Origin of the sequence: Pseudomonas sp. R4-35-07, from assembly GCF_003852235.1 — a bacterium.
Lineage (GTDB): Bacteria > Pseudomonadota > Gammaproteobacteria > Pseudomonadales > Pseudomonadaceae > Aquipseudomonas.
Map to the genome: position 1 here is coordinate 354,549 of NZ_CP027732.1, position 21,812 is coordinate 376,360.

Annotated in this window: 17 protein-coding genes, 1 tRNA gene and 3 pseudogenes; 3 read left to right on the plus strand and 18 right to left on the minus strand. The window is 52.5% G+C overall.

The window, feature by feature from the left end:
- Positions 1-16 precede the first annotated feature (16 nt).
- Positions 17-805 carry an SDR family oxidoreductase gene (locus C4J89_RS01505; protein WP_124413560.1) on the minus strand — a complete coding sequence of 263 codons (789 nt, stop codon included), beginning with the start codon at positions 803-805 and terminating at the stop codon, positions 17-19.
- Between the two features lie 192 nt (positions 806-997).
- Here C4J89_RS01505 and C4J89_RS01510 point away from each other — a divergent pair, with 192 nt between their 5' ends.
- Positions 998-1,573 carry a TetR/AcrR family transcriptional regulator gene (locus C4J89_RS01510; protein WP_124413561.1) on the plus strand — a complete coding sequence of 192 codons (576 nt, stop codon included), beginning with the start codon at positions 998-1,000 and terminating at the stop codon, positions 1,571-1,573.
- 11 nt (positions 1,574-1,584) lie between these two features.
- Here the strand turns inward: C4J89_RS01510 and xerC are convergent.
- From xerC to C4J89_RS01530, 4 genes and pseudogenes are all read right to left on the minus strand, one after another.
- Positions 1,585-2,151: pseudogene (xerC, locus tag C4J89_RS27050) on the minus strand (tyrosine recombinase XerC); the annotation flags it as partial.
- A 359-nt stretch (positions 2,152-2,510) separates the two neighbouring features.
- Positions 2,511-2,940 (minus strand): annotated as a pseudogene (locus C4J89_RS27340) (DUF4158 domain-containing protein); the annotation flags it as partial.
- Positions 2,941-3,098: 158 nt separating this feature from the next.
- Positions 3,099-3,362 (minus strand): bacteriocin immunity protein, encoded by a 264-nt coding sequence (locus tag C4J89_RS01525; protein ID WP_124360831.1) that lies wholly within the window; start codon positions 3,360-3,362, stop codon positions 3,099-3,101.
- Positions 3,362-5,479: an S-type pyocin domain-containing protein gene (locus C4J89_RS01530; protein WP_124413562.1), complete on the minus strand. Its 2,118-nt coding sequence runs from the start codon at positions 5,477-5,479 to the stop codon at positions 3,362-3,364. The genes C4J89_RS01525 and C4J89_RS01530 overlap by 1 nt, the downstream gene beginning before the upstream one ends.
- A 321-nt stretch (positions 5,480-5,800) precedes the next feature.
- On the opposite strand from C4J89_RS01530, the gene C4J89_RS01535 reads away from it, so the two are divergent.
- The gene (locus C4J89_RS01535) at positions 5,801-6,568 is read left to right on the plus strand and encodes a DNA adenine methylase (RefSeq protein ID WP_124413563.1); all 768 of its coding nucleotides are present in this window, start codon (positions 5,801-5,803) and stop codon (positions 6,566-6,568) included.
- Positions 6,569-6,624: 56 nt separating this feature from the next.
- On the opposite strand, the gene C4J89_RS01540 is transcribed toward C4J89_RS01535, so the two are convergent.
- The 11 genes and pseudogenes from C4J89_RS01540 to C4J89_RS01595 all read right to left on the minus strand — a co-directional run bounded on the left by C4J89_RS01540 (position 6,625) and on the right by C4J89_RS01595 (position 18,463).
- Entirely contained in the window at positions 6,625-7,113 is a 489-nt protein-coding gene (locus tag C4J89_RS01540; RefSeq protein WP_124413564.1) for a hypothetical protein, read from the minus strand.
- Positions 7,114-7,522: 409 nt separating this feature from the next.
- Positions 7,523-8,020: a hypothetical protein gene (locus C4J89_RS01545; RefSeq protein WP_124413565.1), complete on the minus strand. Its 498-nt coding sequence runs from the start codon at positions 8,018-8,020 to the stop codon at positions 7,523-7,525.
- Between the two features lie 94 nt (positions 8,021-8,114).
- Positions 8,115-8,840 carry a hypothetical protein gene (locus tag C4J89_RS01550; protein WP_124413566.1) on the minus strand — a complete coding sequence of 242 codons (726 nt, stop codon included), beginning with the start codon at positions 8,838-8,840 and terminating at the stop codon, positions 8,115-8,117.
- A gap of 4 nt (positions 8,841-8,844) precedes the next feature.
- Positions 8,845-9,975, minus strand: a complete 1,131-nt coding sequence (locus C4J89_RS01555; RefSeq protein ID WP_124413567.1) for a hypothetical protein — start codon at positions 9,973-9,975, stop codon at positions 8,845-8,847.
- On the minus strand, positions 9,959-12,373 hold the full coding sequence (locus tag C4J89_RS01560; RefSeq protein WP_124413568.1) for a sensor histidine kinase: 2,415 nt from the start codon (positions 12,371-12,373) through the stop codon (positions 9,959-9,961). Before C4J89_RS01560 ends, C4J89_RS01555 begins: the two co-directional genes overlap by 17 nt.
- The gene (locus tag C4J89_RS01565; protein WP_164487583.1) at positions 12,366-14,066 is read right to left on the minus strand and encodes a class I SAM-dependent DNA methyltransferase; all 1,701 of its coding nucleotides are present in this window, start codon (positions 14,064-14,066) and stop codon (positions 12,366-12,368) included. Before C4J89_RS01565 ends, C4J89_RS01560 begins: the two co-directional genes overlap by 8 nt.
- A 314-nt stretch (positions 14,067-14,380) precedes the next feature.
- Positions 14,381-14,677, minus strand: a complete 297-nt coding sequence (locus C4J89_RS01570) for a hypothetical protein (RefSeq protein ID WP_124413570.1) — start codon at positions 14,675-14,677, stop codon at positions 14,381-14,383.
- Positions 14,674-15,654, minus strand: coding sequence for an integrase domain-containing protein (locus C4J89_RS01575; RefSeq protein ID WP_124413571.1), 981 nt, complete (start codon positions 15,652-15,654; stop codon positions 14,674-14,676). The genes C4J89_RS01570 and C4J89_RS01575 overlap by 4 nt, the downstream gene beginning before the upstream one ends.
- 897 nt (positions 15,655-16,551) lie before the next feature.
- Positions 16,552-16,881 (minus strand): hypothetical protein, encoded by a 330-nt coding sequence (locus tag C4J89_RS01585; RefSeq protein ID WP_038445259.1) that lies wholly within the window; start codon positions 16,879-16,881, stop codon positions 16,552-16,554.
- Position 16,882: 1 nt separating this feature from the next.
- Positions 16,883-18,216 (minus strand): annotated as a pseudogene (locus tag C4J89_RS01590) (tyrosine-type recombinase/integrase).
- Positions 18,217-18,387: 171 nt separating this feature from the next.
- Positions 18,388-18,463 (minus strand) — tRNA-Thr (locus C4J89_RS01595).
- Positions 18,464-18,791: 328 nt separating this feature from the next.
- On the opposite strand from C4J89_RS01595, the gene bcsQ reads away from it, so the two are divergent.
- Positions 18,792-19,685, plus strand: a complete 894-nt coding sequence (gene bcsQ, locus C4J89_RS01600) for a cellulose biosynthesis protein BcsQ (protein ID WP_124413572.1) — start codon at positions 18,792-18,794, stop codon at positions 19,683-19,685.
- Positions 19,686-19,926: 241 nt separating this feature from the next.
- Here bcsQ and C4J89_RS01605 read toward each other — a convergent pair whose 3' ends face one another.
- Both C4J89_RS01605 and C4J89_RS01610 read right to left on the minus strand, forming a co-directional pair.
- On the minus strand, positions 19,927-21,114 hold the full coding sequence (locus tag C4J89_RS01605; protein ID WP_124413573.1) for a methyltransferase: 1,188 nt from the start codon (positions 21,112-21,114) through the stop codon (positions 19,927-19,929).
- Positions 21,095-21,784 (minus strand): ABC transporter permease, encoded by a 690-nt coding sequence (locus C4J89_RS01610; RefSeq protein ID WP_124365093.1) that lies wholly within the window; start codon positions 21,782-21,784, stop codon positions 21,095-21,097. Before C4J89_RS01610 ends, C4J89_RS01605 begins: the two co-directional genes overlap by 20 nt.
- Between the last annotated feature and the right edge of the window lie 28 nt (positions 21,785-21,812).

The window sequence follows — 21,812 nt, forward strand, 5'->3', positions numbered from 1 at the left end:
GGCAACGTCAAGCCGTTCAGGCTTGAGTCAAATAGCGCTGCGCCACCGTGGACTGCTTGATCTGCCCCAACAACCCCCCACGCGCGGCTTGCAGCGCATCCCAACGCTCGCCTTCCTGCAGCGCAGGAATAGTCACCAATTCGCGTCGGTCGAAACCAAGCAGGGCGGCATCGACCAGCTCACCCACTTCCATGATTTCGCTCAGGGAGTTGATGTCGATACCGGCGCGGTCCCAAATCTCCGTGCGGGTGGCGGCGGGCAGTACGGCTTGTACGTAAACACCCTGGGGCGACAGTTCCAGGCTCAGGCCTTGGGAAAGGAAGAGCACAAACGCCTTGGTCGCCCCATAGACCGACATGCCGAACTCAGGCGCCAGGCCCACCACCGAGCCGATATTGATGATAGAGCCTTCGCCTGCTTTGGCCAGGCGTGGCGCGATGGCGCTGGCGAGCCGCACCAGCGCGGTGGTGTTGAGTGCCACCAGTTGCGCAACGCTCTCGGTGCTTTGCTCGATGAACGTGCCGGATTGTGCGGCGCCGGCATTGTTGACGAGGATGCCGATGCGCACGTCATCGCGCAGGCGCGCTTCAACACTGTGCAAGTCGCTGAGTTGCGTCAGGTCGGCCTGAAGCACGTCAATGGCGACGTTGTGTTCGTCCTGCAACTTCGCGGCGAGCGTTTCCAGGCGCGCGTGGTCGCGGGCGACCAGCACTAGATCATGCCCGCGTTGGGCGAAACGCTCGGCGTACACCGCGCCGATGCCAGTGGAAGCGCCAGTGATGAGAACGGTAGGGCGGGTAATCATGATGTCAGCTCTTTATCAGGGATTGGGATTGAGGTGCGCGTGAATCCAGGCTTGATCAGCCGGTGACTTTGGTAGAGGTCATGTCACTTGCGATTAGGATGATGATCGAAATCTAAACTGTCAACGGTTTTGATTATGAACGACATCTATGTATCATCAGCTCATGAATTCTGCGGTAGAGAGGTAGCGAACATGCGCGTGTCCAAGGCCAAGGCCCAAGCAAACCGGGAGCACATCGTCGAAACGGCTTCAGTGGTGTTCCGCGAGCGCGGTTTCGACGGCGTCGGCGTGGCCGACCTGATGGCCGCCGCCGGCTTCACCCACGGCGGCTTCTACAAACATTTCGGTTCCAAGGCCGACCTGATGGCCGAAGCCTCGGCCAACAGCCTTGCCCGATCCCTCGCCGGCGCCGAAACATTGAGCGTGAAGGACTTCATCGACATGTACGTGTCCAGGGCCCATCGCGACAGCCGCGCCACGGGCTGCACGATGGCGGCGTTATGCGGCGACGCGGCGCGCCAGTCGGATGATTTGAAATCGACCTTCGCTGAAGGGATTGAGCAGATGTTGCAAACCCTTGGCGGAAACTACCCTATTGGTCCGGATGCGGAGCCGGATGAGGCGAGGGTGAAAATGATCGACCTGCTGGCAAGGGCGGTTGGAGCGATTGTGTTGTCGCGCGCTTGTCCTGATGATTCGGCGCTGGCGGATGAGATTTTGGGGGTGTGTCGGGGGGAGATAATTGAGTCGTTGTCGGCGAAGGCGTAGAGTCGGTCGTTTATACCGCGTAGACGGCAGAGGTAGCCTATCTCCATCACATACCAGAGGTAAGGCGAGCAGGCCCCAGGCTGGCCGCTCTTGAGCTGACCTTGCTGCTGCGCGAACCTGATCAGGCTGGCCATGACGATGTCGTCGGGCAGCCGCCGCAGTTTGCGCTCTTTTGGCGACTCGATGCCCCTGGCCGGGTTGTCCTTCACGAAACCACGGTTGCGGCCCCACTGCATCACGCGGCGCAGGTAGCGCAAGGCGTGCGCGGCCTTTGATGGTTTGCCCTCCTGGGCGATCTTATCGATGATCCGCTGGATAAGCGCCGGCGTGAACTTGAGCACCGCCAGCTCGCCCAACGGCTTGCCGAGCTTTGTGGGGAATGCCAGAAGCACGTCGCGGGAGTAGACGTAGTCGTCGTGGGTTTTCTCGCTGAGAGCCTTGTACTGATCACTTTTGTGGAACTCGTTACAGAGATACTGCAGGCTGTCTCGGTCCACGCCGTTGCGCTCCTCGATCAGCCGGTGAAGCTCCGAAAGCGTCACGTTGCCCGCGCATAGATTCTGCCGCTGATTACGACCAGGCAGTTGACCGGCAGATCTCGCGCTGGCGTCAGATTCAGCATCAGGCAGAAATGCAACGCCAGGCCAAGGAAAAAGCCCATGCCATGCCTACTGATGGTGACAGCCATCAGCCAGACGAGCCCACAGAGGGTGCGTATCAGCAACTGCCGAATACTGGGCAAAGCTGAACCTAAAAGAGCTCCAGATTGAGAAAGAGAGCGGGGTAGATCCAGCCACCAAAAAAATCGCGCTGCTGGCGAAATCTAGTATTTGGATTACATTTAGCTGTACCGCAGAAGGGCGGCGGACTGACGGATCATCCAGCAGTACACCTGTGCTGCGCTTTGCCAAGGAGAGTTACATGTCAAATGCTCTAAAGACCGGTTAAACAACTCGCCCGGACGATCCGTCCCTGTCCAGCAGAGTGCATATAGCCAGCGGGTTAACCGAAAGCCGACACTGACGTCAGAAAGTACTCGATGACCGTAGCGGTCCTGAATCTCGACGGCACGGCGGTGACGTTGAAGTGTTTCGGAGTAGAGCAGGACGCAAGTCAAATCATTAACACCCAACTGTTTACTGAGTATTTGCAGTACCTCCTGTGGAATGGCTGAAAAATCATCGGGGAAGGCCCCCGAGATAACGAAGGCTGGTCAGTTGTACGGCGTAACCGAGACGGTTGTGTTCGCCACGCAGTGGCACGAGGACTTTGTAGTCGTCATCGCTCAGGTGAAAATAGCGCTCTAGCTCATCCCTTCTGGGGGACTCGACGTAACGCCCAAAACCATCGCGTTGCTCTTGGGTCAAAAAAAACGACTGGCATCGATCACAGCGCCTCGACGTAAAGTAACGGTTTTGCGCTTATACACTCGTGGCTGACGGTGCGGCAAATAAAATGTCAAAGGTCTGCAAATAGCGAAAAGCCCAGTCGCCTTTTTTTGACGACTAGGCTTGGTTAGCTTTGATTAAGCTGTTTTGAAGCCTGGCTTGCCATTGGCGGCCCGCCATTCTTTAACCTTATTAGTTATCGCCTCGGGCGTGCTTTCTGCGTCCGTCGCTGCATAATAAATAAGGTCTGTGCTTTCAGGATGTTCGGTGATTCTTTCGAAATGCTCCAAAAGTATATCTAGCTGATCATCGGTCTTGGCGATATTCTCTTTAAATATCTCCTTCATGAACTCCAAAAACTCAGCTTCTGTATATTCTGAAATACTGCTTTTAAGTTCCATTATTTTACTTCCTTATGGATATCTATGTGACGCTTAGGTGTCAAAACACGCATGTTTTCGATATTGTAAATATCTCCGCCTTTCGCAACTTCGTCAATATGATGAAGTTCAAAAGATGATCGTTTACCCACAGCATCAGCTTTTCTGGACTTTGCAGCTTTACCGGTGATCATGCGGTCTCTGTTTGTCAAAATAAATTGTTTCGCAAGTTCTGGGTCACTAGCTACGGCTTTCCAGAAGGTTTCTCGAAACTCTCTGAAGTTCTTAAATTCCTTCCCTCTAAGTTGATCGGCAATCTGCGACGGGATGGGTGCACCCTCACCTTGTGATGCAGCGCCTAACCAAGTCCCCGACACAGGTTGGCCAACACCTGTCGCCACGCCTGGATCCTCTCGCCGGTCCCTGAACATCACATAGATTGGAGGCAGACCCGAGTCTGCCGGGAACACGGTGACGAAGTCATCAAAACCAGCGTCTGCAACCCCTGGGAAAGTGTCAATCCTTCCTTCAACCGGCGTTACACTAGCTCCAGTGTAGACCGGTGGAGTAGGTTGTTCGGCAGGTAGGGTGGTCGAGCTGTTACCAGGGTCGACAATCGGTGTCCAAGTCAAAGTCCTTGGTGGGGCGTCTCCTGTCGTCACACTGTACAGGTTCTGTTCGGCGTTATAAGTAGCAGCCACCACCCTGACTTTCGAAGGAATCGTCACACCATCAGTCTTTACCACAATGACTTCTGACTGCCCATCTGCAGCTGTTTTCGAGCTAAGCCGAACAGGCAAATCAACGGTACCACCGGCGGCGGCAATGGCTGGCAAATCTTGGCTTAGCTCAGGGGTAAGATCCGACACAGGGGTACTAAACGTATAACGTTCAGGCAACTCCCCATTAGCCAGTTTGGGCGAATAGATTAAAGCAGAAACCCCAACCAGAAGACCTGAGGCGGTGCCAGCTGCCAAACTGGTCAAGGCGGCAATTGCAGAGCGGATAGCTGTTTGCAAGGTCACTGCCGCCGCTTCAATGACAGCTATGGTTCCCGCCGAGGTTATAACAAACGGTGCAGCCGCTGACGCTGGGCCTGGAGCACGAAACGTATTGGCAACGCGAATAGCCTCTGCAGCTAAACGGGCTTGCTCAGCTGCTTCGGTGGCGATCCTGGCTGCCTCCGCTGCTGCCGCTTCATCCGCGATCCGCTTAGCTTCAGCCTCTGCCGCGACTCTCGCCGCTTCAGCAGCGGCAGCCTCATCAGCCACGCGTTTTGCTTCAACCTCAGCGGCGATTCTGGCGGCTTCAGCGGCTGCCGCTTCATCGGCAATGCGCTTGGCCTCGGCCTCAGCAGCGACCCTGGCTGCCTCAACTGCAGCCGCTTCATCGGCAACACGCTTGGCTTCGACCTCAGCGGCGATTCTGGCGGCTTCAGCGGCTGCCGCTTCATCGGCAATGCGCTTGGCTTCGGCCTCCGCCGCGAGACGTACGTCTTCTGCTGCCTGGGCCGTAGCAACATTCTGGGTCAGTAATGCGGACTTTTCTGTAAGAATTCGTATTTTTTCCTCAAGTATTTTTGCCGAATACGCCGCCGTAGCTGACGCTTCCCAGTTTTTATAAGTATCAAGGGGACTGTTTGGGTTTTTAGGTGATTGAAAGATATTTACAAAATAAACCGCACTTTTTTTCATTTCCACCGCGAGCACATTTCTACCAAAAAAAGCGGTAGCAGCTGCGTTAGCGTTAGCCAATTCTGCGGTGTTCTGCGCAATCAGGCCGTCTACAACGGATTTTTCCTTGTTGGCCTTCTCAAGTTCGGAGAGAGGGTTAGGTCCTACACCTGCCGCGATCTCTGCTTCAACATCAGCCGGCAATTGGGGCAAGTAAGCCGTATAGGATTGCTCCATACTTCGTTGAGCGCTAGCGACGGTTACAACCACAGACATTGTGTACCGATCGCTCGTAATTCGTTCCTGATTGAAAAATGCATCAACTTCAGGGCCAGAAGCGAACTTGCCGTCCCATGGCAGTGGTTTAGCAATGACCCCACCCCCTGGCAGAGGCCCTGGTGGATTGGGCAATGGTGGATCAGGGGTCACGATAGTGGAAGGCAGAGTAATATCTGGTGGTGACATGTGTTTCTCCTTGATGTTTAGATCCCTTACGAATGCCTTCCAGTGGCTATCGATAGCATGGGCAAGCAAACACTTAATGTGCAAACAGAATGTTCGCGAATCCACTGTACATAAACACAGCTATCGCACCAAGCCAAAATATGCACAAATGCATAAATATTGGACGAACGGTATTGATTTCGATTGGCCATCACTCGAAACCAAACGAGCCCCACGATCAAGCCTTTACTGAAGTGATGCTATACAACGCGGCTTGATCAGCTATGGACGATCAGCTGCAAATAAGCACCACCACCAAAACCCCATTGCAAAGGATTGCAAATGACAAACCCAATCGTTCCATGGATGGGCGGCAAGCGCCGTCTTTCGAAGCGCCTGCTGGCGCTGTTCCCAGACCACGAGTGCTACGTCGAAGTGTTTGCCGGCGGCGCTGCGCTGTACTTCAAGCGAGAACAGCCCGCAAAAGTCGAGGTTTTGAATGATCTCAACGGCGACCTGGTGAACTTGTACCGTGTAGTCCAGCACCACCTTGAGGAGTTCGTTCGTCAGTTCAAGTGGGCACTCAGCTCCCGACAGATCTTCGAGTGGCAAAAGATGACAGCGGCCGAGACACTGACGGATATCCAGAAAGCGGCCAGATTCCTCTACCTCCAACACCACGCGTTCGGTGCAAAGTCCACGGGACAGACATTCGGAACCGCTACTACCGGCCGGGCCATCAACCTGCTGCGGATTGAGGAAAACCTATCGCTGGCTTGGCAGCGCTTGTCCGGCACGTACGTCGAGAACCTTCCGTGGCTGAAGTGCGCCCAAAAGTACGATCGGCCTCACACCTTTCACTATATGGACCCTCCGTACTGGGAAACCCAGGGCTACGGAGCTGAGTTTGGCTTTGACCAGTACGAGCTTATGGCCGAGTTCATGCGCGCCTGCGAAGGCAAAGTGATGGTAAGCATCAATGATCACCCGGATATCCGCCGGGTGTTTGAAGGGTTCCGCATGGAGGCGATGGATATCCGCTACAGCACGGCCAACCCTAGGAAGGGCGTAGCAGAAAGAACAGGTGAACTGGCGATCATGAACTGGTAGCGGTCGCTATCAGCGCAGCAACAGCAACAGCAACAGCAGTGGTTGCTGAAACCTGATCAGTATCGAGGGCCAGGAGACGGTCTTGGCTTCAAGTCCAGCGACAAATGCTCGTTCTGTTTACGGATCAATCTGGCCAGATATTCCAGCCAATCCGCGATAGCGTCGGCCGCAGCTGGGCGGTCCTCTGGCACCCATGACGACAGGTGTGCTTCTAGCAACTCCTGAAAGTCCAGGTCTTCCCCTGCTTCATGTATGAGGCCGACCAGAGGGGAGTAGTCTGGAAGACCCGACTCGATGGCCGCGTCCACAAGGTCCATTGCATCAAGCGAAATGAAAGGACGAATGCCGTCTTCTGCTTCGCTCTCGTCAGGAACTTCAAACGTAACTTTGATCTTTCCGGAGAGCATCTTCGCCCCTTTCGTGTCCCTTACCGCATGTCGGGAAATGGCGGTGGATAAATGGCCGAAAGCATAGCGGGTTGAATGCTGCCCGCCGCCTATTGTACGTGTGATTGTACGTATTGCAGAAACAACAAGGGCCTGCATCGCTGCAAGCCCTTGTTTTGTATGGTGCGGCACCAGGAGTCGAAAAATGAGCTAACTAGCTGAATTGTAAGTTGCTTAAAGTAATGAAAATAAATTCTATCCCTAAAGCTATCCTAATAAAGGCTTGCAGTTTATATTCCGCAAACTGACGCACTCGAAGTGCGCTGATTGATTCAGCGAGAATAAAAGCTGACGTTGAGATTTCTGTGTGCAAGGAGATTTATTGGCGGCAGAAAAGTGGTAGAGCCCTAGTGGCGGTTGAAAAGCTAATCTAGCTCTGCTGCCTTTGACTGACTGGGCGCGGACGATTTTGGGGAGGCTAAATTATATAGCGCATGCACACCTAATAACTTGTTTGCCCTCGAGCTTCACTAAAAATGCAGATCGGTATTAATCAAAAGCTCTATCGCTAAATTTGGACTGATAACTGCCATGTAGATGATTTTGCGCGCGCGATTATTTCAGGTACAGATGTTAGCAGAAGCTCCTCCGTAACTTTGTTATAAAGAGCTACTCTATGACGTGCTCCCAATTGATCTGCTGCAGATATTTCACTTTCGGTAAGTGCGAAGAAGAAACCAGAAAACCCAGGCTTGACTCTCGGCTGACTTGCACTTTTTATCTCAATAAATTGCATAAGTGGAAGGGATTGAGCTACTGCCACGGAATCTAGGAAGTCGAGTTCACACCCATGTGGAAGGGCTATAGCATCGAAGCTTGACGATTTAATTGAAATGCCAGAGTTTTTCAGGGAGGTCAGAAGCACTTGCAGAGCCAGCCCCTTTGGGCGCGGTATCCAATGGGACATCGCTGATAGTACAGAAATTTCACCTAAAGCACCATTTTGATTGGCTAGCCGTGCTAGATGGGCATGTTTGTTCTTAATAACTTCTAGTAGTGACATCATATTTTAATAATTTCTCATATGAAGCTAGCGCGATATTATTTATATGATGCGCTCGCTTGTACTATTGGGCGCCGAACGGCGCCCGTATTGCAGCTTAAGCAAGATGTGGCATAAGCGCAGCAGTTTTCGCTTTTTCATCTTTTTGGGGAGTTTCCCACCAGTTTGCTAGACGTTTCAAATAAGGTTGCCATAGCGTTTTTTGAGACTCTTTAATGAGCCTTAAGTACGGTGCTTGTTTACGCATGAAGCCCCAGCACTCCCCTGAAAAATTTGAAAGTACGAAATCGATTGCAAGAACCGCGTCCATAGGAGGGAATGCCAAGCGTGGCGCAGGCAGCAGTAGACTATTGCCAAGCATACCAGCATAAGGCAACATGGCGTTACCGCCGTGTTGGAAGTGATATAGCGGGTGAGCTTCAAGCGTAGGGTTGCCTTCTTGGTTATGACGGTCGAAGTGCCACGCGCATAGAAGAGATCCACAAGATGATTTTATTATAATATCTAGTACTAAAGCAGTTAGCTGGTCTGCTTCATCATTGTTAAGGTCTCCAGCAAGTGAAAGGCTCACTTCAATCGTGAGGGGGCCAGGGCAATTTACAGGTTGTGTGCTCTGGGGCACATTCACGCGAAGTTGAAGTCCAGAGATCTTGTAGTTCCACGTGGACCCTTTAGTGGTTCGCGTTATAGTATTAGCGGAAGATTTTAGTACGTCCGGATTTACAATTGTCCCGTGCATCCCTGATTTTAGTACTTCAGCTAAGGCAATCAGGTCAGACGACATTTTTTTTCGAACGAATTCTGGTGACTGTTTCTTAGCCATGAAATTAAGCTCCTTCTTCCTTTATCCATGCAAGCCTATCCCTCTCTAAAGGATCTAGGCGCCAGAGGTCCTTATTAATACGCTCAAGTGCAGCATGAGTGGATACATAGAAAGTATCCTGCCATGTGCGCGAGGACCGTCTAACAACTCGCAGGCCGTCTATCGGATCCAGCGGCAAAAAAGTCCCTACGCACAGAGTGGTAAAATATGTGCTGTAAGTATGGACTATCGGTTGGCTGGCGATAAGCGCTGTGGAAAATATCTCGTTTAGCTTATTTACACGTTCTTGGCTATCTAATAGTCCTAGCTCGGAAATTTCGGGCTGTAGGTTAGCCCACCAGTCTTCAATTCGGAACCACCAAAAGCGTGGCCATGCCTCGCGGAAAGGACCCGTATACTGAGCATGTTCAAGATTTTTTATTATTACCTCCCACGACTCCTTCGATTCAGATATGTTGACACCTAGACGTGCTGCGACCATCGCCTCTGTCACAAGAAGGCCTTCGACTCGAATAAGTTCGTTAAGGAGGAAATGAGCTATTTCATGAGTTGTAGAATCATTAAATATTTGAGTGTATTCATCTAAGAACTGAGAATAAAGAGGCAGGTTTGCTTCTTCTCCTAAACCAAGAGTGCTTACGAGGTTGCGCTCATTAAGACTTCGTAACTGATGATAGCCGTGCGCTAAAGATACAAGTTTTTCCGCGACTACAATTGGTTCGTCAGTTACTTCACGATCTTTACCGAAAATGTCGTCAAAGAGATCATGAGACGATTCATCTCCAAAATATGACTGACGAAATTTGGTATTTACTGACCAGAGTACGATTGGGAATGGCGCGATAACCCCTTCTGCCATTCTTGTGCGTAACTCTTGCGCCAGTGTGGGGCCACGATAAGATACACGATTCCCATCCGGATCGGCGTCCACATCTAACCTAAGGTCAAGAAGTAGCCCTGACGGGCCTGTTTGTTGGGCGAAGAAGTCCTGAATCGCCGGTAGTTGGCCCTCTAGGTTTTTTGGTGTCCATCGTTCAAAGGATATTAATCCGTCATTCGCTAGCTTGGTTAGCAATGGATCAATAGTTGAATCCTGTTGATCGTCAATGCACAGATAATTAATACTGGTCGGCATCGATTTGGTCCTCACGCGCTTTAGGAACAGTCAGGCGAATGCATGTGGAGTAACCTACTGCGGGCTCAATGGCTTCGATTGACCCACCAGCGGCCTCAATAATGTCTCTCACGATCTTTAGACCAAGACCTGTCCCGACTAGTTGCTCTTCGTGTGTTTCGGAGGTAGAGGGAGGAGCACTTGTTGTGAAAAAAGCATCAAATATTTTTTCGCGATTTTCTACAGGAATTCCGTCGCCATTGTCAGAAAAATCTATCTGAAGTTCCCCGTCAACGACAGAGCAAGCAATTAATATGGCACCTTTCACTTGTGCTCGGTGAATTGCTTTTAGGGAGTTTGTAAAAAGATTAAGTAAGGTGGACGCCCATTCAGATTTGTGCATCGGTCTGGTGAATAAGTCATAGCCCTGGAACGACGTTTCCACTTTGACATTTTGCCTGGTGAATGTAGGGCGTACTACTTTAATGAACTCACTTATTACATCCCTAAGTTCATGCGCCTCAAGTTTTCGATGCGCGTTCTGCATTACTGCGTCATCGAAGTAGTGCATGTAACTTCTGAGAAGCATTACATGCTCTGTGAGCTCTTCCGCAAGATCGGAATTCTCCCGGCTTTTATTCAGGTCTGTAACAATTGTCCCTAGGGCAGCGAGGGCATGTCTTACTTCATGCGTAAATTCGCCTATTGTCAATCCGAGGCTGGCCAGTACTCTCAGCATTCCTACTTCCTGCAGCGCCGACTCCGATGCTTGTCCGATTAGTTCTATTTCGTCGGCAAGGGTACTCAGTTCTTGCGCGGCATGAGCTAATGAACCGGTATCCTGTGGTTGATTGGAATCGAGTAAAGTTTTCGGCGCATCTGTTTCGTCTGGGTTATCCGTTATAGCCGGAGGAGCATCATTGGTGGGTACAGCCGCGCCCGCAATAGCCCTGAGCCTCCCGGCTACCTCTGCCGCTTGATCTTTTACGCTTTCGGGATTGGTTTTTGTCTCACGCAAAGTCGGTGATTTATCTCCTGCGTATAATTTTCTGCCCCTTACTCTAGCAATTTCCATCACCGCTGCGATGATTGTTCGATAGGCAAAGTCTTGCAGTTGATGGAACGCCTCATTTTCTATAAGGCCTTCTCTACTAGCTGTTTCTTGAAAATGATCCCCGTCTACGTCAGTTATTTCAACGAAGCCCAGGAAGTTTGTATTGTGATGTGGAGGAAGAACTTCCCGCAATGCACTGGAACGTTGTAGGCTTAGCCAGTCGTCAAAACTTTCGCCATAGGGGAGCACGCGGAAACCATTGCGATATATTCGAATTCCTCCAGTGCGATTCAAGATATCCCTGACCATGCCTCTGGTGCCTTGTGGTAATTCGTCAGCGATAAAGTAATGTGCGGATAATTGTATTCCATCAAGAAGATTGTAGCTGGTCACCCTGTCTTTGGATTTTGTGCGTAATTTTGCATCGAACTTTAGCGGTACGTTATCCAGTTTTACGGGGTGCATACTGGAGGACAGGCTTATAAAAGCTTGACCTCCATTTTCAACACGCGCTGTGACGTAGCCTGACGCGGTCGACAAAATATTTTGCTCATGGCTAGCAATTTTTTCTCGATCACCGTCAACTGTTTTATAAAAATTTACTACAAAACCGGGATCAGGAGCATAGGGGACTTGGAAAAGGTCAAGCTTAGGAAGGATTTCAGGAGGGGATAGTTTAAAGGGTTGTAATAGATCTGATACGAACCTAAAAGCGCGTCTAATTTGGGCTTCCGACCAAGAGTCACGCAGTTCTTCGATCCGCATAGTAGTTCCGCTCATTTCATGAGCAGGGAGCACTATTATTTGACTTGCGATCATGTGCAAGTCAATGCCGGTTAAGAATTTATCCCAGTCGATAGTTAATTTTAAACAAAACTGTGCCCCATCTTGCTGCGTCACAATACTTAGTTTTCGTCCAAGTCGCTGTGCGGCAAATCGCCCTATGCCTTTTCGCCCCGCACGTTGCCGGCCGTACTTTGGGGAAAGCGGTTCAGTTACTTTCTCCGCTGTAGATATTCGCATGAAGCCATTTAATAATTGTTCTCGTGACATTCCTGTGCCGTAGTCAATTATCTCTAGAACTCCACCGGCAGTATCAGTTTTATAAAAATCTACTTCCACACAAGGCGTATCAGCATCGTACGCATTTTTTATAAGTTCCGAGATTGCGGTTTCTTGTTTTGAAACTAGCTCTAGACCAAGTCTAGAGATATGGCTCGCGTCTACTGAGAATCGAATGGTGTCTTTATCTTCTTCAGATAACTTATGTGCGAGTTTTAGAATGTTTCCATAATCCAGATTGGGCTCAGTTAGAGCTGCGGTCAGCGCGGTTTTAGCATCAAAGTCCTTGTCTTGTTCAGTCATCACTAACTTCCTTATTTCTAATCCTGCGTTTTCTAGCGATCATCAAGCTTTGTGTTAAATGAGGGATTTCTTTGCGAAATACTGACGAACCTGAAAATATAAACTGATCAGCGGCAGTACGGGCATGCTCTTCATTTCCTTCGCGCATGTGTCTATCAATGATTGAGAATGCGTGCTCTATCTCTACTTCCGTTTTGTGCGGTAAATATAGAGGAAGCAGTTTGGCATCGCAGGGCTCCAATTTGAGAGCTCCTGAGCCACGAGGCCTTCCAAGCTTTTCAGCTTCAAGTTGCGTGAACGTAGTCTGCAATGAGATAGCTATTAACCTAAAGGAAATATTGATGTTGGGTTTAAAATTTACTCTATAGAATCCATTCGTTGTGTTTGCATGTACGCTATTTAGGATAACTCGTGGGCCGTTATGAGTCATGAATACGAAAAAAGCGTCGGGGATTCTACCGTCTAAAAATCTGAACCAGCAGCCACGTTTTGCAAAAGTAGCATTGGCCTTGATATTGGAGTTTCCATAACCTGAAAGATATTTCAAAACTGGCTCAGATTTCGTGTTTGATGGCGCATCCAGAGCAAAGCATGGGACGTCCATTTCTTTGTGGCGCTCTCGGTCTGAAGTTGATACTTCCAGCCCAGTAACAAATCTGCTTTTTGGTAAAATATAGGTCAGGTGAGAATTGCCAATGCCGTCAGCTCTCCAATGGGCGTGTGGCCTAATGAAGAATTTTGCATCGCCTGTAACCACTCCAATGCCGACATCTGAAAGTTCGCCTAATTCTTTTACTAGGGGGTCAAGCTTTAGTCTGGATATTGAGGATTCCACTATGGCGCTAACAATGCCAAAGTTGGACTTGCTGTTGCTTGGATAATCTTCGTTGCTGCTCACTGTCCATTTTTCTATTTCGATATAGAGTTCTGATAAATTGTCGACATAGCTAGATGTTATATGGGCGTCTTGTGAATTGTAGCCAAAACCATCACCTAAAACAATAAGTGCCCTTTCTTCGGTGCCTTCCAGTAAGAATATTCGTTCGGTAAGAGTGAAGAAAGCCAGCTTTTTAAAGCTTTTAAAAAATAGTTCGCGAAGTCCTGCGGCATACTGGGCTGTCATAAAGCTAACTGGTAAAACCCACGCTATCCGCCCACCATTTTTTAGAAAATGCAGGGCGTGATAGCTAAAGTACGTCCAAAGGCTTGCGCGTCGATTGAGTTTTAAATTGTACTTTTGTTCCCATATATGAATGGCAGCGCGCTGCGCTTCGTCAAGCTTGCTATAGCGAACATAAGGAGGGTTTCCAATTACGGCATCTGCTTTTTCGGCTGATAATTCATTTGAATCAATTAATAGAAAGTTTTTAAGTTTAAAGTTCTCTGCGTGCAATTTCAGCTTTCTGTCGTTTAGCATTTCAAATGCAGCGGGATCTATGTCGCAGCCGTATATTGTTTCGGTTGAGTCGGATCCGAGTTCTTGTACTCTTCTCACGGATGCTTCTAAAAAATTACACCCACCAAAGCTAGGCTCTAGCAAAACGTCGGAAGGAGTTCTTATCGCCCAATCACATAATATCTTCGTCACGGACGGTGGAGTGTAGAAAGCGCCTAGTTCTCGCTTTCGTGCTAGCGAGACCGGTCTTTCTTCAGCGGATGGTATCGAGCGCTGAGCATGCACAGCCAATGTCACGACTACTTGCCCCCGTTCTGAGGCGATAATTTGTGCTTACTCGGGGATATTTTTCGCAGGCGAATCTCACCGGTCTCTACCATCAACGCGACGTCTAGGCTATCGCCTTCCTCCAAGCCGAGCGTCCGCAAGAGGTTCGCATCCAAGGAAATCCTTCGCATTTTTTGTATCATGGTAGGACCAAATGATACTTCAGATAGTACGTTTTTAGATGTCATGAGGTTTCGCGCAATACTGGAAACAGGTTTGAATAGTAGCAGATTCAGTGACTAGGCCAAATGTTGAGCGACGTAATCCTCGACTCACTGCGGTAATCAACGGTTTTTGGCGTCAGCCTGCCTTTGGAATGTCCATGACTTTCGTAAGCGTGATGAAATCAGGCCGATGGTCAGCAGGTAGTAATAGCACGTTGATCCCGAGCGCGACTGGATGTGGCTATCAAGAAACCACACAAGGTGTTTCCGCTGCCATGACCATGGATTGTCTAGTTGCCATCGTTCATGAATAGCTGCTTGGATCGTCTTTGCTTGTTGAATGTGGCGTTTGCGCGTGGCATTTGCGCCCTTCAGAATCCCGGCTAAGAACAGCTCCATATCGAATGGCTTGCTCATGCTCTCCCCCCAATGTAAGCCGATGCCACGTCCATACGGCCGTGTCCAAGTTCATAGCTGATTTGCTCTCGGGCCTCCTGATCGAGGCGTCGGTTGAGTTGGTAGCAACGGCCAACGCTTATGGGCGCGGGATGCTGGGTGATTTGTTCATAGCGTTCGCATGCGTAGGCCGCGCGCAAGTCGTGGAAGCCTTTGAGTTCGTGCGTATGGAGGATGTCTCGGGAGGGACGGACGGTGCCCTGTATGAAGTCCAGGTAGCTTTCGTTCGGGGCTAACAGATTGCGGCTACCACCAGGCGAGAAATGTTGGGCGAATGCTAGTGCGTCACGGATGTAATCGTTCACCATGATCCAGCAAGGTGCAGACGCGCCTGAGCGTCCGCCCTTGGTACCCTCCTGGATATTAACTCTGCCGAATTTCTCGGCTTCACATTTTAGGCGCGATAGGTCGGCCAAAATGGCCTCGCGTGAACGCATACCGATGGCTCGTGCCAGGTACACAATGGCAGCAGCGCGCGCCAGTTGATGTTCGCAGAGTGCATTGATGATCTTCATCACTTGGTCACGATCCTGACCTTGCGGAGTCGTAGTTCGAACAGTGGTGCGCTGCATTCCCAGCGCCTTGCTCGGGCTTAGCACTTTCACATACTGGTCACCGCGGAGCGCCGCCATGGTTCGGTTGACGCTGGACAATCGGTTTTGCGCAGTAGCGATGGCAAGCTCACCATGTTCAACTTGCTGGCGTAGGTATCCTGCGTAGTCCAGCAAGGTCTGCCGGTCGATCTTCCTCGCATCGTTGAATCCCGGCCCATCTTCGGACCGACACCACCGCACAAACGCTTGCCAGCGATCGGTGTGTGCTTTGACAGTCCCATAATGCCCACCGCCGAACATGTCTTTCAGCGCCTGCGGCCCGGCGTAGCTCAGTTGCCGGCCATAGCCAAAATTGCGGCCACCTCGTTTGCCCACTAGTGCCATGATCGAACTCCTCTCGAAGCCAAAAATTTAAAACCTTCCCCACGTCATCCCGCCAAGAATGTTGAGTGTTATCAGGGATCAAGGCCCCTGCGGCCTGTGAGGTTTGTCCACTAACGCGGGACTGACGGCTCTTTACGACCGGGAGCTTGGGCATCTCATGATCTGGCCTCCTGAACACCTCCGAAGAGGTGGGCTGGTGGAGGCTGCACTGGCTGACGAGACCAGCGCCGCGAGATCCTGAGTCAGGTGAAGGCAGTGAAGCGATGACCGGGGCATGCCTGACTGTCAGTCAGGTGCAGTCCATTTCCTTGGGCTGCGGCACCATCATCTGCATCGCTGTTGCTGGTGACATTGGTGTTTGTCACGCCGATTGTCACGAGGGGGAATGCCGCAATGCCTTGTACGAGTTGGGCTGCAGCAGCGGTAGGAGCGCCCGTCTCTTTCCGGAAGAAAGAGACGGGCGCAGGTTGGCGCAATGAAATGGCCAAGCGGATAGGTTGCTGCAGGGCAGCTATGAAAGGGGATGAGTTGCCGCAGCGGGCACACTGGTAAAAGTAGGCATCCATCACATTGCTGTGACCGTGCGAGCCGCCGGACGCTAATCGCACTTTGGGAGAACCACCACGGTGTGGCGTAGCCTTAAAGGTTCTGGCTACCTGGGTTGCTGTCAACGACAGCGCTTTGCCCGATCTTTTCTACTCCTGTGGGTAATTCGGGTTAAGGCTCGAATTTTCGGGAGCTCTGCGGCTGTGGATGAAATTATCCATCGGTGGAAATCTGTGGTTTTCCACAGACAGTTGCATGGGCTCTAGATTTTTTAAGTGAGGTCCATCCAAACAGGGCGGCTTTGCAGCCCTGTTTGGATGGACCCGCGTGGCAGAGCAGATTGCGAGAGTCTTACGGATGTACGCTTACTTTACTGCGGCACTTTAAAAGCCAAAGCAGTGTTAGCACCGTCGGCCAAAACAACGTGTTGAGAACGTCGTGAGCGCTTGCCTGCCAGCGCCAGTATCCGAAGCTTCCAATGTCGTCTCGCCGATCTACCCACTCGCCTGCACACGCAATGATGAAAACAACCAGCCAGCCAAGGTATGGCCTGAATCGTCGGGTGCCAACGATCAACGTCAAATAGACCGCCATGCCCAAATAGATATGCAGCGCGTCTTTTGACAGTCCGGTTGCCGACACAATGGCGAGCTTGATGCTTTGTGCGGTTGAGATATCCATGTCAATTCCTCCTCTCTGCGCCAGTGCCAGGCTTCGCTTTTATCCAAGTGACGTTCGCTCCTGTCTGGTTCGCGAATTCGTGTGGAGTGACATGCTCCTGTCGGTTGGCCTCCAGGTACCGGCTCCACCAGTTCATGATCAGCCTGCGCTCCTCGATGAACTCGGCCTTGTGGATGTAGGCGGCACGGACGTTGTTGCGTTCCTTGTGGCTCATCTGCCTTTCAATGGAGGTCTCCGACCACAATCCTGACTCGATCAGTGCGCTGCAGGCCATCGAACGAAACCCATGCCCGCAGATATCGGTTTTGGTGTCGTATCCCATCGTCCGTAGCGCGTTGTTCACCGTATTTTCGGACATGGGCTTCCAGGGTTTGGCATCCCCTGCGAAGACCAATGCGAATTTGCCTGTGAGTGCATGGATTTTTTCGAGTAGCGCCACTGCTTGCGGCGATAAGGGTACTAAATGGATATCCCCTGCCATCTTCGTACCCCTTGTGGAAAAGGGTACTCCCTCCAACGCGGGTCGAGTGTCGGGTATCTCCCAGGTGCCACGCTTGAGGTCGAACTCGCTCCAGCGGGCGAAACGCAGTTCGCTGGATCTTACAAACACATGCAGCGACAGCATCACCGTCAGACGGGTAAGTGCCCGGCCTTTATAGGTGTCGATCCGCTCCTGCAGTTCCGGCAGTCGCGATAAGGGTAGAGCAGGGCGATGTACCACTCGCGGGGCTTTGATCAAGCCTTCGAGGTCGTAAGCAGGGTTTGCGGTGATAAGCCGGAGGCGTTTTGCCTCGCGCATGATGCTCTGCAGGTAGTTTTGTACCCTTAAAGCAACGTCGATCGTTCCGCGCTTCTTGATCGCTTCCAAGGGCTGCATAAGGTCATGGGTGTCGAGATCAACAATGGCGCGTGCGCCGATCAGCGGGAATACGTGGGTTTTGAGGCGGCTCATCACTGTCTTGGAATGGCCTGGTGCCCACTTGGCCGACATTTCCGTATGCCAGTCGAGCGCAACGCTTTCAAAGGTTCTGCCTTTGATCACAGCTTCCGCCTTGGCTTGGTGCTTGGTCTCTATAGGATCAACGCCATCCGCCAGCATTCGCTTAACTTCCAAGCGCTTGCGACGCGCGTCGGCGAGGCCAATGACGGGGTAGTTGCCGAACGAGGTCAGTCCTTCGCGTCCGTCAGGTTTGACGTAACGGAGCCGCCAGAATTTGCGGCCATTGGTTGGACTAGGAGGTAGAGGCCATCGCCGTCGAAAAGCTTGTAAGCGCCGTCGGTGGGCTTGGCTGAGCGGCAAGCCGAATCGGAGAGTGGAGCAGTGGTGCGCGACATAAGGGTACTCCCCCTTTATCGAATTACCTTACCCCTAACACTACCCCTAAAACGGTTGGAATCCACCAGTTTCTGACGGAAACCGATGGAACGCCAAAACGAAAAAACCCGCCAGAAGGCGGGTTTTTCGGGGGTTCCAGAGATTTTGAAAGCCTTCTATGGAGCCTTGTATGGTGCCGGCACCAGGAGTCGAACCCGGGACCTACTGATTACAAGTCAGTTGCTCTACCAACTGAGCTATACCGGCGTGTTAGGGCGACGATTATAGCGATTGAAAAGGTTCTGTAAACCCCTGAATTCTGACTATTTTTGCAAACGCTGCGGTTTTTTGCGGTCACCGTGTTTTTTAACCAATGTCACTGCTTGAAAATGCGCGCAGACAGCGCTCAGGGAAAAGCCATTAAATTGACTTTTTACCGTTCATCCAGAAAGCACAAAACAAAAACATCAAAATAATGACACGCCCTACCCGTTGCCACAGAATGCACAAACAAGGACGCCTATAATAAGACCTGCGGTAAGTATCCGCGCTTGCCGAGCTTCACGTCTTAACGCTGCGTCGTGAGGAGCAGGTTATGAGCCTTAGCAGAGAAATCCTGGCGTTGTTCGGCAAGGATGTCGCCCATGACGCCGATGGCATCAATGCGCGAATGCACTTTTTCGGCAGTGTCCCTGAACAATCCCATCTCCAACCGCTGGTTACCCCTGTGTTGCGCCCAAAAATAGTGGCGCTGGTGTCGATCAATGGCGGTGTCGGGCGCAGCACGCTGGTTACGGCGTTGAGCAGCGGTTTGCAGCGCCACGGTGAGTCGGTGGTGGCGTTGGACCTGGACCCGCAGAATGCCTTGCACCATCACTTTGGCGTAAGTTCCACCTTGCCAGGAATCGGGCGCACCAGTCTGGAGCATGGGCAATGGGGACCGCTGCAGCAGTTGGGGTTTGCCGGTTGTCAGGTGATCACCTTCGGCGATGTCGATATTCAGCAGCAGGAGAATCTGGAGCGTTGGCTCAAGCATGAGCCCGATTGGTTGGCGCAGCGTCTGGCGTCCCTGGGCTTGAGCGAGCGGCAGACGGTGATTATCGATACGCCCGCCGGCAATAACGTCTATTTCCATCAGGCGCTGAACGTGGCCGATGTGGTGTTGCTTATTGTGCAGCCGGACGCTGCGTGCCTTGGTACGTTGGATCATCTGGACACGCTGCTCGCCCCGTACCTTGAGGGCCAGTGCCCACCGGCTGTGCACGTAGTGGTCAACCAGGTGGATGAAAGCAATGCCTTTAGCCTGGACATGGTTGAGGCATTCAAACATCGGCTTGGCACAGACCTGCTGGAGGTGCATCGCGACATGGCGATCAACGAGGCATTGGCCTTCGCGGCCGACCCGTTGGATAACGTGACCAAACGGCTCGCCAGTGACGATATCAGTGCGTTGTGCCTGCTGCTGAAGGCGCCGAGGAAAACCGTGTGAAAGCGCGGTTTATATGGTTTACGCCAGATGCTTATGCACAATCGGTTGGTAACGGGGGTTGCTGAACGGCCATTTTGTGGAGCCGTTCTCAATACGCTGCAACTGCCTGTTTTGCGTGCGTTTTATTGTGTGAACAAAAAATGACCAGCGCTGCTTTTGGGCTGTAGCGCTGATGGCTACAGCTTTGGCAAAGAATTCATCAACAGAGTTATCCACAGGGCGCGGTAGGAAGTTTTGCCCCTTAATCGCGCTCGGCGAGCACCATCAGGTTGCGTGGGGTGAGGGTGGGTTCACAGAAGCTGCCGAGCTCGACGCTGTAGCCGTGCTCCACCAGAAATAACGCGCGATCCAGTATCAGCCACATTTCCAGCGGGCGGCGAAACAGGCCTCGGACCAGTTCCAGGTTTCGCACCTCGGCCAGCCGGCGCCAGCCGTGTGCTTCCAGCTCCCCCCAATCCTGTTCACCGGTGGATAAACCCTTGAGGCTCGCCAGCTCCCGGCAATAGTCAGCGAAGGATTTACCCAGCCACTTCGTGGGCAGGGACGGCGTGGGCAGGTAGTCGTCGCAACCGCGTAGCTGCCGTTGCAGTCGGTCGAAGCCCAGGCGTCGGGCCATGGAGGTATCGCGTTGCCGGCGTACGCGGTTGCCAGCAGTGACGGTTTCGCTTAGCGGCAGGCCCAGATCATCGATCGACAAGTGCAATGCTGACGCGCGCCCGGTCGTGGACAGCGCTTGATAGTGGTCGGCGCCGATGCGGTTATAGCAGCACGGCGCCAGCGCCAGTTGCTTGCAGCCGGCTGCGCTGGCCAGTTGCAGCATGCGCACGTGCAGGTCGCCGCAGGCATGCAGGGCGACGGGTGTGTGCTCGGGGCTGATCGCCACATCCGCCATCACGTCTTGCAGGCGATGGGTAACGCGCAAGCCGTGGTGATCACTCAAAGCTGTGCCGGAGGCAATCAGGGCCGGGTCATATTCCAGGCAGGTCAGCTGTTGGCCGGGTTGCAACAGGCGGCGGCCGAGATGGCCTTTACCGGCGCACCAGTCCAGCCAGTGGTGGGGCTCTGCGGCAAAATTCAGGGCGGCGCCGAAGGCTTCGATCTGTTGCCACTTGCGCCCCGGAACGTCGACATCCAGGCGATGGCGAGCGCGTGCAAGCGCGTGTGTCGGCAATTTGTCCACGGCGCTGAGGCGCAGCGCCTGTGCGGCCAACTGTGGAAAAGGCGCGGGCGCCGGCAGGTCGTGGGGGTGATTGTGGCTGGCTTCGGCGTCGTCCAGCGAGCGTTGGCGTAGCCACTGCGCTAGCGCGGGATGTGCGGTTTCCCAGGGCAATAGAAGCTGGGTAAAGGGCCGCGGTCGCCACAGCCCCTGGTGCTCGATCAGAAACCCATCCAGTGCCTGGAAGCGTGCCTCAACGTCCTTGGCATGCATCGACGCGCAGCCATTTTTCCAGGAGTTTGAAACCGCGCACCAGCACGTAGGCCATCACCAGGTAGAACAGCCCGGCCGCAAAGAAGATCTCCACCGGCAGGTAGGTACGGGCGATGATGGTCCGGGCCATGCCGGTCAGTTCCAGCAAGGTCACGGTACTGGCCAGGGCGCTGGCCTTGAGCATCAGGATCACTTCGTTGCTGTAGGCCGGCAGGCCGATACGCGAGGCGCGGGGCAGGATGATGTAGAACAGTGTCTTGGGCCTGGACATGCCCAGGGCGCGAGCTGCTTCGATCTCGCCTGGGGGAATGGCCTGGATCGCGCCGCGCAGGATTTCAGCGATATAGGCGGCGGTGTGCAGGGTCATGGTGGCGGTGGCGCACCAGAACGGATCGCGCAGGTAGGGCCACATGAAGCTGCCACGCACGCTGTCGAATTGCGCCAGGCCGTAGTAGACCAGGAACAACTGCACCAGCAACGGCGTGCCACGGAAGAAGAAAATGTAGGCATAGGGCAGGGCGCTCACGTACCAGCGGCGCGAAGAGCGAGCGATGCCCAGTGGGATCGCCAGCAGCAGGCCGGCAATCACGGCGATTGCCACCAGCTCCAGGGTCAGCGTCGCGCCCTGGGCCAATTTGGGCAGCCATTTGATGATCACGGCCCAGTTCAGGCCCAGGTCGAAATGCGACAGCCAGCTG